The 16,846-nt window shown below is 46.9% G+C and carries 14 protein-coding genes; 7 read left to right on the top strand and 7 right to left on the bottom strand.

Annotated features, from left to right (window positions below):
- Window positions 1-33: 33 nt before the first annotated feature.
- The 3 genes from dnaJ to EZE20_RS03130 all read right to left on the bottom strand — a co-directional run bounded on the left by dnaJ (window position 34) and on the right by EZE20_RS03130 (window position 3,377).
- Window positions 34-1,200: a molecular chaperone DnaJ gene (dnaJ, locus tag EZE20_RS03140; RefSeq protein ID WP_132114420.1), complete on the bottom strand. Its 1,167-nt coding sequence runs from the start codon at window positions 1,198-1,200 to the stop codon at window positions 34-36.
- 70 nt (window positions 1,201-1,270) lie between these two features.
- On the bottom strand, window positions 1,271-1,834 hold the full coding sequence (locus EZE20_RS03135) for a nucleotide exchange factor GrpE (protein WP_132114418.1): 564 nt from the start codon (window positions 1,832-1,834) through the stop codon (window positions 1,271-1,273).
- 202 nt (window positions 1,835-2,036) lie between these two features.
- Window positions 2,037-3,377: a sensor histidine kinase gene (locus tag EZE20_RS03130; protein WP_132114416.1), complete on the bottom strand. Its 1,341-nt coding sequence runs from the start codon at window positions 3,375-3,377 to the stop codon at window positions 2,037-2,039.
- 94 nt (window positions 3,378-3,471) lie between these two features.
- On the opposite strand from EZE20_RS03130, the gene queG reads away from it, so the two are divergent.
- From queG to EZE20_RS03100, 6 genes are all read left to right on the top strand, one after another.
- Entirely contained in the window at window positions 3,472-4,440 is a 969-nt protein-coding gene (gene queG, locus EZE20_RS03125; RefSeq protein WP_132114414.1) for a tRNA epoxyqueuosine(34) reductase QueG, read from the top strand.
- 115 nt (window positions 4,441-4,555) lie between these two features.
- Window positions 4,556-5,119 (top strand): YceI family protein, encoded by a 564-nt coding sequence (locus tag EZE20_RS03120; protein ID WP_132114412.1) that lies wholly within the window; start codon window positions 4,556-4,558, stop codon window positions 5,117-5,119.
- 173 nt (window positions 5,120-5,292) lie between these two features.
- The gene (locus EZE20_RS03115) at window positions 5,293-6,561 is read left to right on the top strand and encodes a PQQ-dependent sugar dehydrogenase (protein WP_132114410.1); all 1,269 of its coding nucleotides are present in this window, start codon (window positions 5,293-5,295) and stop codon (window positions 6,559-6,561) included.
- Between the two features lie 134 nt (window positions 6,562-6,695).
- The gene (locus EZE20_RS03110; RefSeq protein ID WP_132114408.1) at window positions 6,696-7,526 is read left to right on the top strand and encodes a universal stress protein; all 831 of its coding nucleotides are present in this window, start codon (window positions 6,696-6,698) and stop codon (window positions 7,524-7,526) included.
- Window positions 7,527-7,643: 117 nt separating this feature from the next.
- Entirely contained in the window at window positions 7,644-8,729 is a 1,086-nt protein-coding gene (corA, locus tag EZE20_RS03105; protein ID WP_132114406.1) for a magnesium/cobalt transporter CorA, read from the top strand.
- A gap of 48 nt (window positions 8,730-8,777) precedes the next feature.
- Window positions 8,778-11,249, top strand: coding sequence for a bifunctional UDP-N-acetylmuramoyl-tripeptide:D-alanyl-D-alanine ligase/alanine racemase (locus EZE20_RS03100; RefSeq protein WP_132114404.1), 2,472 nt, complete (start codon window positions 8,778-8,780; stop codon window positions 11,247-11,249).
- 127 nt (window positions 11,250-11,376) lie between these two features.
- Here the strand turns inward: EZE20_RS03100 and EZE20_RS03095 are convergent, their stop codons facing one another.
- The 3 genes from EZE20_RS03095 to EZE20_RS03085 form a co-directional block, all read right to left on the bottom strand.
- Complete coding sequence (locus EZE20_RS03095) at window positions 11,377-12,618, bottom strand: ammonium transporter (RefSeq protein WP_132114402.1); 1,242 nt, start codon at window positions 12,616-12,618, stop codon at window positions 11,377-11,379.
- A 49-nt stretch (window positions 12,619-12,667) separates the two neighbouring features.
- A complete protein-coding gene (locus EZE20_RS03090) occupies window positions 12,668-13,006 on the bottom strand; it encodes a P-II family nitrogen regulator (protein ID WP_132114400.1) in 339 nt (112 codons plus the stop codon).
- 400 nt (window positions 13,007-13,406) lie between these two features.
- Window positions 13,407-14,918 (bottom strand): glycine--tRNA ligase, encoded by a 1,512-nt coding sequence (locus EZE20_RS03085; protein WP_132114398.1) that lies wholly within the window; start codon window positions 14,916-14,918, stop codon window positions 13,407-13,409.
- Between the two features lie 168 nt (window positions 14,919-15,086).
- Between EZE20_RS03085 and EZE20_RS03080 the strand changes: the two genes are divergently transcribed.
- On the top strand, window positions 15,087-16,055 hold the full coding sequence (locus EZE20_RS03080; RefSeq protein WP_132114396.1) for a ComEA family DNA-binding protein: 969 nt from the start codon (window positions 15,087-15,089) through the stop codon (window positions 16,053-16,055).
- A gap of 64 nt (window positions 16,056-16,119) precedes the next feature.
- Here EZE20_RS03080 and EZE20_RS03075 read toward each other — a convergent pair whose 3' ends face one another.
- Window positions 16,120-16,830, bottom strand: coding sequence for an LOG family protein (locus EZE20_RS03075; RefSeq protein ID WP_228713541.1), 711 nt, complete (start codon window positions 16,828-16,830; stop codon window positions 16,120-16,122).
- Between the last annotated feature and the right edge of the window lie 16 nt (window positions 16,831-16,846).

Raw genomic sequence — 16,846 nt, 5'->3', positions numbered from 1 at the left:
ACGAGAATTAAAAACAACCTATACGGGATTTTCTCAATGGAAAAAATCTTTCATTTTATCAAAAAAACCCTTTTCATTCTTGCCGGGTTTTGGCTGGAAATTGGGCGAATGCCTCAAAGATTCGAGCGTTGCGCGTTCATCAGAAGACAGTTGCTGCGGGGTCCACACATTTACATGCACGAGCTGATCCCCCCGGCCGTAGCCATTCAGATCTTTGATTCCTTTACCTTTCAGGCGCAGAATTTTGCCCGCCTGTGTACCGGGTTCTACCGTAATACGTGCCTTGCCGTCGATCGTCGGAATTTCCATAGAAGTACCCAACGCTGCATCAATAAAACTCAGGTGCATATCAAACACCACGTTGTTGCCGTCTCTTTTGAGCAGGTCATCTTCTTCCTCCTCAATCACAATCAGCAGGTCTCCGGCTACACCACCGCGCTGAGGAACATTGCCCTTGCCCGACATCGAAAGCTGCATGCCTTCGCCTACACCTCCCGGAATATTGAGCGTGATAAGATCATCCTGCATCAGGCGACCTTCTCCCGCGCATACATCGCAGCGCTCAGTAACTATTTTTCCATCGCCATTACAGGTCGGACACGTGCTGCTCGACACCATTTGGCCCAGCATCGTATTGACTACCTTCCGCACCTGCCCCGAACCGTTACAGCTTGTACAGGTTGAAAGAGCCGTGCCGTTTTTGGCCCCGCTGCCCGTACAGGTCGTACAGGCTACGTGGCGCTTAACCTTAATTTTTTTCTCAACACCATTGGCAATTTCGTTCAGGTCAAGTTTAAGCTTGATACGAAGGTCAGAACCTTTCCGCATGCGTCGCCCACCACTCGCACGAGCTCCGCCAAACACATCGCCGAAGGGACTGCTATCGCCAAAAATATCGCCAAATTGGGAGAAAATATCTTCCATCGAGAAGCCGCCGCCAAACCCGCCTGCGCCAGCACCCGCAGAGCCATTGCCAACACCGGCATGCCCGTACTGATCGTAGCGGCGACGCTTGTCTTCATCGCTCAGAATGCTATATGCCTCGGCAGCTTCCTTGAACTTATCTTCCGACGTAGGATCGTCCGGATTTTTATCGGGGTGGAATTTAATTGCCAGCTTTCGGTAGGCTTTCTTAATTTCCTCTGCCGGGGCTTTGCGATCCACGCCCAGTACTTCGTAGTAATCTCTTTTTTGTGCCATGTATGTAAATGATCAACCGTGATGATCTTTCGTGATCGTTTGTTTTGGTAGGTGTGGTTCAGAAGCGTGATCAGGCGCCCACAACAACTTTTGCGTAGCGAATTACCTTTTCATTCAGGAAATACCCTTTCTCAATTTCGTCAACCACTTTCCCTTTCAAATCTTCACTTGGTGCCGGAAACTGCGTAATGGATTCGTGAAGTTCAGCATCAAAAACTTCGCCTTTGGACTCCATTGGTTTTAATCCTTTGGATTCGAGCGCCTTATAAAATTTGTTATAAATCAGCAGTACGCCTTCTTTCAGCGGTTCCACTTCGGTCGTTAGTTCAAATGATTGCATCGCGCGCTCAAAATCATCTACAACGGGCAACACCGTTTTCATCAGCTCGGCATTGGCGGAGCTCAGCAATTCGAGTTTTTCTTTGGAGGTCCGGCGGCGGAAATTTTCAAAGTCCGCATACAAACGCAGGTATTTATCTTTTAACTCGGCCAATTCAATTTTCAATTGTTCTTCGGCACTCATTTCGGGAACTTCTTCCGCTGCAACCGCCTCGGCCTGCTCGTTTTCCAAATTGTCAGTTTGTACAGAAGGTTCCTGTGTCAATTCTTCCTGTGGTTCGGTATTTTCTGCCATAAGTCAGTCAAAATCTATATAAAATGTAAAATATTTCAGTGAAAAGTAAAGTTTTATCTATTTTATTTTACTAGTAATCAAGACGTTATAAAACAATGATCAAGATAAATTTATATTCTTATATTTAACCTATAAAAGAAACTTGCCAGTACTTTTTTTCTGCCAGATTGACACAGTTCGGAAACTACTATTTTGTTGCTTTTTAGGCAGGCAAAGGACAATTCAGCGTTGCGCGCGTTCCCTGAGACGCATGACTCGTAATTGCCAAATGACCGTTGAGCGAAGCGGCACGCTGCCGAATGCTCGCCAGTCCATTGCCGTGGTAGCCAACTTCCGGATCAAACCCCTGACCATCGTCCCGAACGCTCAGAAAGATCTGTTGCTCACGAATTTCGAAGGAAATATACACGTTCGCTGCCGACGAATGCCGGAGTGCATTATGCAGCAGTTCTTTATAAATCAGGAACAGATCCCGCCGCATCACGGATGGAATCGTGGCGTCGGTTAGCCCGACGTCAAAGTGGAGCGTAGTCGTATTGGGATCAAACAACCCTTGTGCGGTTTCGCGTATGCGATGAACAAATTGCCCGGCCGAATCGTGCGCTGAATGAAGGCTCCAAACGATTTCGCGCATCACCCGAATCACTTTACGAGCGGTTTCGCCCATTTGCCGAATCGACTTTCGGGCCAATTCCGGGTTAAGCGTCAATTGCTGCTCAGCCGCGTGGCACATCATGCTGATACTTGCCAGGTCTGCGCCTAATTCATCGTGTAAATCGCGGGCAATTTCGTCCCTGATTTTCAACAACTTCTGTTGTTTCTGATCATTTTCCCGAAGTTGTACAATAAGCTGCCCCTGTACCTTTATTTTTTCCAATTCGTTTTCCCGGTTTTGAAGCGACATCCCGAGCGTAAAGCAAAGTACTTCGGCAACTACGCCCAATTCCATGTAAGTAATCGGAAAACTGAACGGACTATCCGGAGATCGGGTAAAAATTGCGGGTATATAGTTGATCCACAAAGCAAGCAGGCATCCGATAACGAACAGAAAGGTTCCGATGATGAAGTAGGAAACCACCGCCTGCCGCAATCTGAAAATCCGGGGAAGGACGACCAATGCCGTACCCGCCAGGATAAACCGGAAAAATGTGTAGCTGCCACTGATGATTTCGGGGCTAAACTCAAAGGAAAATAAAAAGCAGTCAACGACAGTTTCCAGGATCAGCACCAAAATCATGTACCGCAGAATCCGGTAGCTTACCGGGTCGTTTTCCTGAATATTCATCAGCTGAATGGCAAAACTGATGTACATTGCAAACGCAACCGATTCGAGTAATGAAATCAGAAAGTTGGTGCCCGGTAAGTAGTTGACTTTCAGATAGTCCTGATCGTTCAGATTGAAGGTAAAAGTGATGCAGACAATATAAACGGCATATTGCCAGTAAATCGCTTTCCGTTGTTGCAGAAAGCTCATTACTGAAAAAAGAGCCATCATGTACAACATTCCGTCAAGCAGAATCCGAAGGGCCTCGTAGGATTGCATGTCCCGTGGGTGTCAAGTATTTCACAAAACTACCATTCTCTGGGATTGTCGCAATTTTTTTTGCGTAGAAGTCTACATCTTTTTGCATTTAGTTATGACCCAAACCGATAAAATAGCGCAAGAGCGCGCCATCTTAATTAAGGAAAAAGCAGCCGCCTTAGGCTTTGATTTTTGCGGGATTTCCAACGCTCAGTTTCTGGAAGCAGAAGCTCCGCGGCTCGAAAAGTGGCTAAACAAGAATCAGCACGGACAAATGGCCTGGATGGCCAATCATTTTGACAAGCGGCTCGACCCCCGAAAATTGATGGAAGGCGCGCAATCGGTCGTTTCGGTTTTGCTTAACTACTATCCCGAACAGCGACTTTCTGAGGATTCGGAAGCCTATAAACTATCAAAATATGCCTACGGAACTGACTACCATTTTGTACTAAAAGATAAGCTCAAATCACTTCTGACTTTTATACATACCGAGATTGGCGAGGTTCAGGGACGTGCGTTTGTAGATTCCGCGCCGGTCATGGACAAAGTGTGGGCGGCCCGTAGCGGCCTGGGTTGGATTGGCAAACACTCCAATCTGCTCAACCGTCAGATGGGTAGTTTTTTCTTCATCGGCGAGCTCATCCTTGATCTTGAACTTGCCGCAGATGGGCCAATGACCGACTATTGCGGCACCTGCACCCGCTGCATAGACGCCTGCCCGACCGACGCAATTGTGGAACCTTATGTGGTTGATGGGAGTAAATGCATCAGCTATTTTACCATTGAACTTAAAGAAGCGATTCCGAAAGAAGTGCAGGGAAAATTTGAAAACTGGATTTTTGGCTGTGATATTTGCCAGGACGTTTGTCCCTGGAATCGTTTCTCCCAGCCGCACACTACGCCCGAATTCGCTCTTTCTCCTGCTTTGGCAGCCTTTACAAATAAAGATTGGGAAGAAATTACGGAAGACGTTTTCAAAGAAATTTTCAGACGCTCGCCCGTCAAACGTACAAAACTCGAAGGACTGAAACGGAATCTCAGATTTGTGCAGGGAAACTCTGGCATTGAAACTGAAAACGACTGAAAGTATCGGGTAGATTGCCTGATTGGTCTAATAAATAAAAACCATTGCCTCCATTTTTTGATATTTGCAGCGGAAATAAATTCAATCCAAAACCAAACGCTTCTCCATGATGAACATGAAAAAAACACTCCTGTCTCTCGCTTTGCTGGCGGGCTCGTTCGGGGCTTTTGCCCAAACCTGGAAAATGGACAAATCGCACTCCAAGCTGGGCTTCACGGTTACTCACCTGATGATATCAGAAGTGGATGGCAACTTTAAGAATTTTGATGTCGTGTTAACGTCCGCCAAAGAAGATTTTTCGGACGCTTCGCTCGTACTTACTGCCGACATTGCAAGCATTGATACCGACAACGAACGACGCGATACGCACCTGAAAAGTGCTGACTTCTTTGATGCCGCCACGCACCCAACGATGACTTTTAAAAGTAAGTCTGTAAAAAAAGTTGCTGACAAAAAATACAGCCTCGCCGGTGATCTTACCATGCACGGCGTAACAAAACCCGTCACCATGGACATGACTCTGATGGGCACCCGCGAAAACCCCCGGACTAAAAAACCTATGGCAGCTTTCAAAGTTACCGGAACCATCAATCGGATTGATTTCGGGGTTGGCACTTCGTCCGCCACGGTTAGCGATGAGGTAGAAATTAAAGGGGTTGGTGAGTTTACGAAAGAATAGATTTTTGAAATTAATCCTCAAAAAATTAGTGCAAAAGGCGGACTTCGGTTCGTCTTTTTTTTTGTTTTTCTTACCCGGTTTCAAGGTACTGGCATTATTCTTTTTCGGATTCGGATACAACGAAAATCCTTCGTTAAAACGATTCATCATGTCTAACCAAACCCATGGAACCCATGAAAAAATTTCCTGAATGGCGCTACACCATAGCAATTCTACTTTCTGCCACTCTGTTCAGCTGCGACTCCAAAGAAAAGAAAGAGGCGGCTTCCCAGGACTCCATAAACGTGCAGACGGAAGTAGCCTCTCTTACGTTACCACCTCCCTACGCCACCGAATCGGTGCGAAAAGAAAGCAAAACGATTGGCTGGGAAGAAAATCAGAAACCTACTGCCCCGGACGGATTTACCGTCACGCTGTTTGCAAAAGACCTGGATCATCCCCGCTGGATTTATCAGGCACCCAACGGCGATCTGTTTGTGGCTGAATCGAATACCAAAAAAAGTGCGGATCGGATTACCCTCCTGCGTGATACCAACAACGATGGCAAACCCGACGTACGGGAGGTTTTTGCAGAAGATCTCAATCAGCCTTTGGGAATGCTGGTGCTAAACAATTATTTCTACATCGCCAACACCGATGCTGTACTGCGGTATCCGTATAAGGAAGGGCAACGCAAACTTGAATCCAAAGGTGAAAAAATTCTGGATTTGCCCGCTGGTGGCTATAATAACCACTGGACACGCAACCTGCTGGCCAATGCCGATGGCAGCAAGATTTATATATCGGTCGGTTCTGCCAGCAACGTAGCCGAACACGGCATGGACGAAGAAAAAAGACGAGCCAATGTGCTGGTGATTAATCCGGACGGATCGGGCGAAGAAATTTATGCAAGCGGTCTGCGAAATCCTGTCGGAATGGACTGGGCACCCGGCACCAATACGCTCTGGACAGCCGTGAATGAACGCGATAAATTAGGCGACGAACTCGTTCCCGATTACCTCACAAGTGTAAAAAAAGGTGGGTTTTATGGCTGGCCCTATGCTTACTTTGGCAACCACGAAGACCCGCGCCTCAAAGGAGAACGCCCCGATCTGGTAGAAAAAACCATCGTGCCCGAGGTACCACTGGGCTCGCATACGGCTTCATTGGGTTTGGCTTTTTATGATCAGAAAGCGTTTCCTGCCAAATACCACAACGGTGCTTTTATAGGACAGCACGGTTCCTGGAACCACTCCGACATGGTAGGTTACAAGGTGGTTTTTGTTCCTTTTGCTAACGGAAAACCTACCGGAAAAAGCGAAGATTTTCTGACCGGATTTATCGCCAATCGGGAAAAACGTGAGGTATATGGCCGTCCGGTGGGCGTAACCGTTTTGCAGGATGGTGCACTGCTGGTAGCCGACGACGAGGGAAATACTTTGTGGAGAATTCATACGAAATAGCGCTCACAGGGCCCACTATTCTTTCCGAATCCTGACGACAATCAAGGTGCAGGGATGATTTTTTTCACAATTTCATAATCCAAATCCCCGGTAGTTTTTGCTACCTTGTAGCTGATTTATCACTCTCAAAATTTATGAAAAAAATACTCGTTCCCATAGACTTTTCCGACAACGCTGACCGCGCCCTGGCAGCGGCAAAACTGCTGGCTGATAAGGAAACTACGCAGCTGCTGATTTTGCATGCGTATCAACCACCCGTTCCCGACCTGACGGTTCCGTCGGGTGCGGGCATGATTCCACTCTCGCCGGACCTCGAAGAAAGTTTTCGGGAGCGGCTGGAACAGTACGTTACTGCGGCCGAAGAGCAGGGCTATCAGGCGGATGGAATCTGGACGATTGGCGGAATTCATCCCGCTGTATTTGAGGCAATTGAGCAATTCAAACCCACGCTTGTGGTTTTGGGCAGAACCGGTACCGGCGGTTTTCTGGACAAACTCATTGGCAGTTCGGCCACACGCATCGGGCTTGATGCGCCGTGTCCGGTGCTTATTATTCCGCCGCAGGCTACGCCCAAAACATTTCACGAAATCGTGTATGCCACTCAATTGGAGTACGATGAAAATGATATTTTACGGAAAGCCTTGCCTTTATTTAAGTCGCTTGGTGGACGGGTTACGTTTTTGAAAATAAACTCGGATGCGCAGCCCGATATTCAATCGGACGATCAGTACAAGTCACAAATCATGGCCGAATTTCCGTTGACGGAAGATGATTTTGTAACTAGAAATTCTGATTCCGTAATTCAGGGAATAGAAAATTATTGCGATGAAATAAAGGCTGATTTGCTGGTAATGGCCGCTCGTGAACGAGGCTTTCTTGAAGGATTTTTTACCAATCCAAGCCTGACTAAAAAGATGATCATTGACACACATATTCCTTTATTGATCTATCATATCAATGATTAAATTGTAAGGCCACGCGTCCGGTAAATTAAAAAAACAGCCGGACGTGTGGTTTTGAAAAGGTTAAAGCCGGAACTTACTGCCCCGTTTGTGAACACTCACTAATTCCGGTTTTGCCTTATGCCAAAAAACGATCACCGCAAACAGCGTAAAACGCTCCTGACTTCTCCCGGTACGCTTACCTACGTGGGTGAGCAAACCAACTTCAAAACGCTCATCAAGCGAATCGAGTACAACGAATCTTTCTATCAGGAAGAGGTTGCTTCCACTTTGGAGGCCTGTACGATTCACAAAGTAGAAGGAGCGCAACCACATGTAACCTGGCTTAACGTTACCGGAATTCACGAATCCAATGTAATCGAAAGCCTTGGACGCCTGTATCATCTGCATCCGCTGCTGCTGGAAGATGTCATGAATACCTTGCAAAAACCAAAGATTGAAACCTACGAAGACGGACATTTGTACGTCACGCTCAAAATGATTCATGGGCATGAGGACGCGCAAAAATCTGCCTGGGGTGAGCATATTTCCCTGATTTTGGGAAGAGATTATCTGATTTCTTTTCAGGAAGAGCATTCCGGTGATATTTTTTTACCGGTCATTGAGCGGCTCAAAGCCTCCGTTGGAAAAACCCGCCGTCACGGGGCCGACTATCTGCTATACGCCCTGATGGACGTAATCGTTGACCACTACTTTATAACCCTCGAACGACTGGGCGATCAGCTGGAAGACATGGAAGACACCGTAATTGGGAACAAAATTTCCGGTTCACTTGAAGCGCTGTATACACTTAAAAGAGAAGTAACTTTTATCAGAAAATACATTTGGCCCCTGCGCGAAATGGTTTCCACGCTCATCAGACCCGATGCACCTTTGGTATCCAAACGGGTTTTTCCATACTTCCGCGACATCCTGGATCATACCATTCAGCTGGTAGACAACCTTGACACCTACCGCGAATTGGTGGCGAGTTTGGTAGAAGTGCAACTCTCAGCAGTGAGCAACCGGATGAACTCGGTCATGAAAACGTTGACAATTTTCTCCGCTATTTTTATGCCACTTACCTTCATTGTAGGCGTCTATGGCATGAATTTTCGGTACATGCCCGAGCTGGAAAACCCCAACGGCTACTATGCCACCTGGGGCATTATGGTGCTGATTACCTTTGGAATGATCGTTTACTTTCGTTGGAAAAAGTGGTTATAAACTGCCCGGAAAACTTGTTTACCTTTGCCAAATGCCAATTTTTATTTCATGAGTTTAATCGAAATTCCCGTTTCCGAAATTCGCACGGAAGCGCACTATTTACTTACCGACAGCCGTCAGCTCACCTTTGCTGACAAGAGTTTGTTTTTTGCTCTTCGGGGCGAACACCACGACGGGCACCGCTTTCTGACCGATGTGTACGCACAGGGTGGCCGTGAATTTGTGGTCGAAAAAGCAGCGCTGACACCTTCGCTTACCGCTCAGCTCAACGCCTGGACCGACGCCACGGTATGGGTGGTGGCCAACAGCCTTCGGGCACTGCAATTTGTAGCCGCTCAGCACCGCCAAAAGTTTAGCATTCCGGTGGTTGGGATTACGGGCAGTAATGGCAAAACAATCGTGAAAGAGTGGCTGGCGCAGTTTTTGGCCAATCCCGACCGCGTGGTAGCTAGTCCCAAAAGCTATAATTCACAAATCGGTGTGCCGTTGTCGGTCTGGAACATGAACGAGACGCACACCGTGGCATTGTTTGAAGCGGGTCTTTCGCGTCCGCACGAGATGGAACATTTGCAGCCAATCATAGCGCCAACCGTCGGTATTTTTACTAACATTGGCCCGGCACATGACGAAGGATTTCGGAGTAGAAAACAAAAAATTACGGAGAAACTCCGGCTTTTCACCAAAGTCAAAAAACTGATTTATCGAAAAGATTTTCAGGAAATAGATCAGGAAATTAGCCTTATTCTGCGGCCCGTCAATCCTGCCATGCAGCTGCTGGCGTGGAGTACGCAGAGCCACGCGGATATTCAGGTACAGTGGCTTAGTGAAGACACCCGGACGCTCATACAGCTTTCAGGAAGTCTGGGAAACCATCAGTTTGAAACAAGCTATCGAAATGAGGCAACGCTCGAAAATCTTACGCATTGCCTGGTTTTTTTGCTCGACCACGGCCTTTCTCCGCAGATCATTCAGGAACGTCTCGCCAAAATCCTGCCGGTTTCCATGCGGTTGCAAATCAAAGAAGGCATTCATAATTGCCAAGTCATAGATGACACCTACAACAATGATTTACAAGGCCTTACCATTGCTCTAAATTTTTTGAGCCAACAAGAAAATCGCGGCATGCGGGCGGTTATACTTTCGGATGTGTTGCAGTCGGGGCAGCCAGCGGAAGAACTTTACGCATCAATTGCTGCGCTGATTCATGAAAAAAAAATGGATATACTGGTTGGCATTGGCCCCGAAATAACCCGTCACCGCTCCCTGTTTACGGAGGTAAAGTCGTACTTTTTTTCGGATACCGGGCACTTTCTGAATCAATTCTCGTTGCCGCTTCTCAGCAATAGCGTGGTACTTGTCAAAGGTGCGCGTTCCTTTTCTTTTGAGAAAATCGTACACCGGCTGCAACAGAAAGCGCATGGTACTGTGCTCGAAATTAATTTGGATGCGCTCACGCATAACCTCAACTACTACCGCAACAAAGTGGGTGCCAACACCCGCCTGATGGTGATGGTGAAGGCTTTTGCGTATGGCAGTGGTAGTGTAGAAGTAGCACGTTTGCTGCAATTCAACCGGGTCGATTATCTGGCCGTCGCCTACGCAGACGAAGGCGTTGCTTTGCGGCAAAGTGGCATTGAAGTACCAATCATGGTCATGAATCCCTCGCCATCTGCTTTCGATGTATTGTGGGAATACACGCTTGAACCTGAGTTATTTAGTAAAAAAATACTAACCGAATGGATTCAGTACATACATGCCCGCTCAAATGCTGGCCACGGGCCGGGAGTTCACCTGAAAATCGATACGGGCATGCACCGGCTGGGATTCCCGGAAGCTGAGCTTCCGTGGCTGTTGCAACAACTCCATGAACACCCTGAGTTGCGGGTAAACAGTGTTTTTAGCCATTTGGTCGGGGCTGACGAAGGCGAACACACGCCATTTTCGCGCCTGCAATACGAGCGATTTATCCATAGCGCCCATCAGATTGAACAGGTACTTGGCTACCAAACGCTCAAACACATTCTTAATTCTGCCGGCATTGTCCGTTTTCCCGAATACCGCCTCGACATGGTCCGCATCGGCATCGGCCTCTACGGCGTGGAGGCGACGCGCATGGAGCAACGGTTTTTACAAACAGTCGGTACGCTTAAAACAACAATTTCTCAGATTAAACACGTAAAAGCCGGAGATACCGTTGGGTACGGGCGGCGGGGGCAATTGTTTCAGGAGGCGAGCATTGCTACGCTGGCTTTGGGCTATGCGGATGGCTATGATCGACGGTTCGGGAATGGCGTGGGATTGGTAAGTGTCAATGGTGTTTTATGCCCTACGGTTGGCAACATTTGCATGGATATGACCATGATTGATGTGACGCATGCACCCGCCGAAGAAGGCGACGAAGTTATTGTTTTTGGCAGGGAAGTTCCTATTACCGAACTGGCCGCTCGAATAAAAACCATTCCGTACGAGCTGCTTACGGGTGTTAGTGAACGTGTCCGCCGGGTGTTTTACAAAGAATGATTTTTTAGTAAAACAAAGCAGATAACTTATTGGAAATGCACTTCACTAAAAAAGGGCTTTTGGAAACGGTTTCCAAAAGCCCTCGCAAGTTTTCAAACGTGAGTAAAGTGCTTTACTCAATCAAACATTAGATTGAATTGTAAACCGACTCGCCGTGCTCGTAAATATCCAATCCTTCTTCTTCCACCCGCTTCGATTCGCGTAGACCGACGGTCTTCTTGATTGCAAAAAACAGAATGAACGAGGTAGCAACTACCCATCCCATGGTAGAGAATACGCCAATTGCCTGAACACCCAACTGCGCAAAACCGCCGCCATTGAGAAGTCCGCCTTCGGTCGCAAAAACACCGACCAGCAAGGTACCCAACGCACCGCATACGCCATGCACCGAGATTGCACCCACGGGATCATCAATTTTGAGTTTGTTTTCAATAAATTCAAGAGAGAAAACCAAGGCTACACCGGAGATTGCTCCAATAATTGCGGCACTTCCCAAAGAAACCGCGGCACAACCCGCCGTGATACCAACGAGTCCTGCCAGTGCTCCGTTGAGCGTAATGCTCAGAGATGGACGCTTGTAACGCATCCAGGAAATAATCATGGAAGCTACTGCCCCTGCGGCAGCGGCCAGGTTGGTGGTTGCAAAAATGTGTGAAATAGCAATTGCGTTGTCTTTTCCGGCTGCTGCCAATTGAGAGCCGGGGTTAAATCCAAACCAACCCAACCAAAGAATAAACACCCCCAAAGCACCCAAAACGAGGTTGTGTCCCGGAATAGCTTTTGCCTGTCCGTTGACGTACTTGCCTACCCGTGGGCCAAGCAGAGCTGCACCAATCAAAGCCGCCCAGCCGCCAACGGAGTGAACAACGGTAGAACCGGCAAAATCAATAAACCCTAGCTCAGAAAGCCAGCCGCCGCCCCACGTCCAGTGACCGGAGATCGGATAGATAACCAGCGTAATCACAAGGCTGTAAATCAAATACGCACCAAAGCGGGTACGCTCGGCCATTGCTCCCGAAACGATCGTTGCGGCCGTAGCGGCAAAAACCGTTTGAAACATCAGTTTCGTAATTTGAGGCAGACCATCTACCTCGTCAGGACCGAAGAAAAGGGTGATTTGACCCATAAATCCTGCAATATCTTCGCCAAACATGATGCTGTATCCTATAAACCAAAAGGCAAGCGAGCCAATGGCAAAGTCCATCAAATTTTTCATCAAAATATTGGCGGCATTTTTAGCGCGGGTAAAACCCACTTCCACCAACGCAAATCCAGCCTGCATAAACATAACCAGGCAGGTGGCAATCAAAACCCATATATTGTCGACCGACATCGCCAGGTCACTTACTGTTGTAGAAAGCTCTTCCATAGTGTATTCTTTTGATAGAGATTAGTGAGAGGTGAAACGTATTGATAAATTAGTTGAGGGCGTCGGTGCCTTCTTCGCCATTCCGAATCTTGATTGCTCTTTCGACATCCGACACGAAGATTTTTCCATCACCAATTTCTCCGGTTTTTGCAGATGAAAGAATAGCCTTAATCGCAGGATCGAGGAATTGATCCTGGCAATAAAATGTAACCATAATTCGCTCAATGATACTTGTATCGTACACGATGCCCCGGTAGGATCTTTCTTCCACTGCTTTTCCAACGCCACGAACCTCCCAATAACTCATAAAGTCAATACCAGCCTCGTGCAGAGCGGCCTGCATTTCGGTAAACTTGGTTTTTCGAATAATTGCTTCTACTCTTTTCATGTTAGTAAGAAGGATTGGTTAAGTTAAAATGAAATTGATTGGCTGAATTTTGCTCCGTAGCAGTTCGTGCTTTGGCATCTTCCAGTTTTGAAGTTCTAAAAAAAGCACAAATTAAATTTTCAACAAAATATTATTACGCAATAATGGAAAATATGCAATTCTTTGTGTTATTATTTATAAATAAGTGATAATATAATACTACAAAGAGGCACTTTTTCAGAATAAAATATGGTTATAATCTATCTTAAAAATTTTAGTTAATTCTTAAATTTTTTTATAAAAATCCGATTTACAGGTTTAAAAATGAACCTGTTTTTACAAAAAAATGGTGATTAGACAAAAACAACGTTCTGTTTTTGTCTAACCACCAGTAAAGGAAAGTAGTAAATTTGGGCGTCTTTTAGATCGCTTCCAGAATTCGTTCTACCGAAACTGCGTAACCAATTTTTTCCTTTAATTCACTAATCGAAACCCGCTCCTGTTCCATCGTATCGCGGTACCGAATCGTGACCGTATCGTCCTCCATCGTTTGGTAATCTACCGCAATACAGAACGGCGTTCCGATCAAATCCTGTCGGGTATAGCGTTTTCCGATCGCCGCACCATCATCGTATACCGTACGGAACGAAGATTTGAGTGAAGCTGCAATTGCCTGCGCTTTTTCAGCTAGTCCATCCTTTTTGACCAAAGGCAACACAGCGGCTTTGAAAGGCGCCAAAGCCGGATGCAGTTTCAGATACGTACGTTCTTTCAGCGAATCACCCTCGCCGGTAGTTTCGCGGGTGTAGGCATTGCAGAACGCTGCCAGAAACAAACGGTCAGCACCTACGGAAGTTTCTACGACGTACGGAATGTAATTGCCATAAGGCTTGCCGTTTTCGTCAAGATCTGCGTCAAAGTATTGCTGTTTCTTTTTGGAAAGTTCCTGATGATTGCGCAGGTCAAAATCCGTGCGTGAGTGAATTCCTTCAATTTCTCTAAACCCAAACGGAAACTCGTATTCAATATCAACGGCGGCATTGGCATAATGCGCCAGTTTGTCGTGATCGTGATATTTGAGTTTTTCAGCCGGCAGGCCAATCGATTTATGGAACTTCATGCGGGTTTCTTTCCAGGCCTCGTACCAGGTCATTTCGGTACCGGGGCGTACAAAAAACTGCATTTCCATTTGTTCAAATTCCCGCATACGGAATATAAACTGACGGGCCACAATTTCATTTCGGAATGCTTTGCCGATTTGAGCAATCCCGAAGGGAACCTTCATGCGTCCGCTTTTCTGAACATTCAGAAAATTGACAAAAATCCCCTGCGCCGTTTCGGGCCGCAGATAAATCATGTTGGCATCTTCGGCTACAGAGCCGATTTGGGTACTAAACATCAGGTTAAACTGCCGCACTTCGGTCCAATTGGCCGTACCCGACACGGGGCATTTGATTCCTTCGGCAATAATCAGCTCACGTACGCCGGCCAAATCTTCGGCACTCAGCAGCCGGCCCATTTCGGTCAGGAGGGCCTGCCCCTGCTCGGGATTACCTTCGGCGGCATATTGCTCAGCCTTCCCTTCCAGCAGCTGATCGGCCCGGTAACGCTTTTTGGAATCCTTGTTATCGATCATCGGGTCATTAAACCCATCCACGTGCCCGGAGGCTTTCCAGGTGAGGGGGTGCATAAAAATGGCTGCATCAATTCCGACAATCGAGTCATGAAGTTGTGTCATTGCTTTCCACCAGGCATTTTTGAGGTTATTTTTTAATTCAACCCCATTTTGGCCGTAGTCATACACAGCTTGCAGGCCGTCATAAATTTCGGAAGAAGGAAACACAAATCCGTATTCTTTGGCGTGGCCAATAATATCTTGTAGGGATGTACCGACAGCGGGACGGGCGGTGGAGGAAGCAGAATCCTGGCTCATACGTATAAAATTCTAGTAATCAGTAAAAAAAAGAGGGTTCAGAGCAACCTTTTGAGCCCAAAACCGTCGCAAAATTAGGCAATTTGTCCGCAACCCGTATTTTTGTGAAGTATTTTTATACATCGTTACAAAGGTTCTGATTTATTCCCCGGCCTTACCCCTCCTTTTATGGTACGTAAAGTTCTCCTCCTGCTGGAAGATTTTTTCGGCATTTCTCCCAAAGAATCCCGTGGTGCGCTCTTGCTGATCGTCGTCAGTATGTTTTGTTTACTGCTGCCGTTGGGAGTCAAGCACCTGATCCTTGCCCGTTTTCAGGATGCGTCAGTTCCTTTTTCTATTCAGAGCCTCGACAGCGCCGCGGCCTTGCTGCCTGAACCTATGGCAGCCAAAGGCAAATCCTATGGAGTCAGCCAACCCAATTCCAATTCACCGGAAAAAGCAATTCATCTTACATTTTTTGACCCAAATCAGGCATCAGTTGAAGCTTTGATGGACTTGGGAATTCCGCGATTTCTGGCGTTACGGATGGACAACTATCGCAAAAAAGGCGGGAAATTCAAGCGTCCGGAAGATGTACAGCGTATCTATGATTTCCCTCCTGCGCTGTATTCGCAACTGAAACCCTACATCAGCATTCCTACTTCGGAAATAGATTTGAGCACTTTTGGCTCTTCAAGCGAAGGCGAGGTTCGTTCAGAACCAAAGGCAGAACCTGCATTTGTCAAAAAGAAAGGAAATCTGATTCCGTTCGATATTAATCAGGCAGATACAGCTCAACTCTCTCAGCTGAAAGGAATTGGCCCTACACGAGCCGCTCGAATCATAAAATTCCGGGATGCTTTGGGCGGATTTCATGCAACTTCTCAATATTCTGAACTATATGGTATGGACTCTCTTTCTCTTTCCGAACTTCGTCGCCTTGCCCGCGTGGTCAGTCCGCCAAGGCAGATCCCGATTAATAAGGCAAGCGCCGCCGAATTGGCGCGTCATCCATACCTGCGCAATCGTAAACTTTGTGAAGTTATTGTGCGCTACCGTGAGCAGCACGGCCCCTTTGCATCGCCTGAATCCATGAAAGCGATTCATATTTTGGATGAAAACACACTGCGTAAGATTGCGCCTTACCTTTCGTTTTAGGACAAAAAAAATCCCCAGCGGAGTGAGGGGAATTTCTACTTAATTCAATAAACTCTTACCTGAATTAAAAATTTGGTTTCAGCAGGTATTTAGAGTAAAACTCATCAATAACCCGCACGGCTTCATCAGGCGTATCGACAATACTGAACAATTTGAGGTCTTCGGGATTGATGTTATTCTCACCCTCCATCATGGTACTTTTGATCCAGTCCATCAAACCTGACCAATACGTACGGCCTACGAGTATGATCGGGAAACGGCCAATTTTTTTGGTCTGAATCAGGGTGAGTGCTTCAAAAAGTTCGTCAAGCGTTCCGAAACCGCCGGGGAGGACAATGAAGCCCTGCGAATATTTTACGAACATTACTTTACGAACAAAAAAGAAATCAAAGTTGATGTTTTTGTCGGGATCAATATAGATGTTGCTGTGCTGCTCAAAAGGCAGTTTGATATTCAGACCCACCGACTTGCCGCCCTGATCGTAGGCGCCTTTGTTTCCCGCTTCCATGATTCCCGGCCCGCCGCCCGTGATGACGCCATAGCCATGACGGACGAGTTTTGCGGCAATTTCCTCCGCAATCAGGTAGTACGGATTATCTGCTTTGGTGCGTGCCGAACCAAAAATAGACACGCAGGGACCGATTTTGGCCAGTTTATCAAAGCCTTCTACAAACTCCGCCATCACTTTAAAAATCACCCACGAATCAGCACTTTTGATTTCGTTCCAGTCACGATCCTGAAAAGCCTCTTTGATGCGGGCGTCGTCTTCCGGCATTGCCGGGTTTATTAAG

The sequence above is a fragment of the Arundinibacter roseus genome, from assembly GCF_004348825.1.
Taxonomy (GTDB): Bacteria; Bacteroidota; Bacteroidia; order Cytophagales; family Spirosomataceae; genus Arundinibacter; species Arundinibacter roseus.
Note: the sequence above shows the minus strand (reverse complement) of the source record. Positions and strands in the feature narration are given on the sequence as shown.

What these genes read in the sequence shown, in the direction of transcription:
- dnaJ (WP_132114420.1), bottom strand. Translation starts at nt 1,200, where the DNA reads ATGGCACAAAAAAGAGATTACTACGAAGTACTGGGCGTGGATCGCAAA.
- EZE20_RS03135 (WP_132114418.1), bottom strand. Translation starts at nt 1,834, where the DNA reads ATGGCAGAAAATACCGAACCACAGGAAGAATTGACACAGGAACCTTCT.
- EZE20_RS03130 (WP_132114416.1), bottom strand. Translation starts at nt 3,377, where the DNA reads ATGCAATCCTACGAGGCCCTTCGGATTCTGCTTGACGGAATGTTGTAC.
- queG (WP_132114414.1), top strand. Translation starts at nt 3,472, where the DNA reads ATGACCCAAACCGATAAAATAGCGCAAGAGCGCGCCATCTTAATTAAG.
- EZE20_RS03120 (WP_132114412.1), top strand. Translation starts at nt 4,556, where the DNA reads ATGAAAAAAACACTCCTGTCTCTCGCTTTGCTGGCGGGCTCGTTCGGG.
- EZE20_RS03115 (WP_132114410.1), top strand. Translation starts at nt 5,293, where the DNA reads ATGAAAAAATTTCCTGAATGGCGCTACACCATAGCAATTCTACTTTCT.
- EZE20_RS03110 (WP_132114408.1), top strand. Translation starts at nt 6,696, where the DNA reads ATGAAAAAAATACTCGTTCCCATAGACTTTTCCGACAACGCTGACCGC.
- corA (WP_132114406.1), top strand. Translation starts at nt 7,644, where the DNA reads ATGCCAAAAAACGATCACCGCAAACAGCGTAAAACGCTCCTGACTTCT.
- EZE20_RS03100 (WP_132114404.1), top strand. Translation starts at nt 8,778, where the DNA reads ATGAGTTTAATCGAAATTCCCGTTTCCGAAATTCGCACGGAAGCGCAC.
- EZE20_RS03095 (WP_132114402.1), bottom strand. Translation starts at nt 12,618, where the DNA reads ATGGAAGAGCTTTCTACAACAGTAAGTGACCTGGCGATGTCGGTCGAC.
- EZE20_RS03090 (WP_132114400.1), bottom strand. Translation starts at nt 13,006, where the DNA reads ATGAAAAGAGTAGAAGCAATTATTCGAAAAACCAAGTTTACCGAAATG.
- EZE20_RS03085 (WP_132114398.1), bottom strand. Translation starts at nt 14,918, where the DNA reads ATGAGCCAGGATTCTGCTTCCTCCACCGCCCGTCCCGCTGTCGGTACA.
- EZE20_RS03080 (WP_132114396.1), top strand. Translation starts at nt 15,087, where the DNA reads ATGGTACGTAAAGTTCTCCTCCTGCTGGAAGATTTTTTCGGCATTTCT.
- EZE20_RS03075 (WP_228713541.1), bottom strand. Translation starts at nt 16,830, where the DNA reads ATGCCGGAAGACGACGCCCGCATCAAAGAGGCTTTTCAGGATCGTGAC.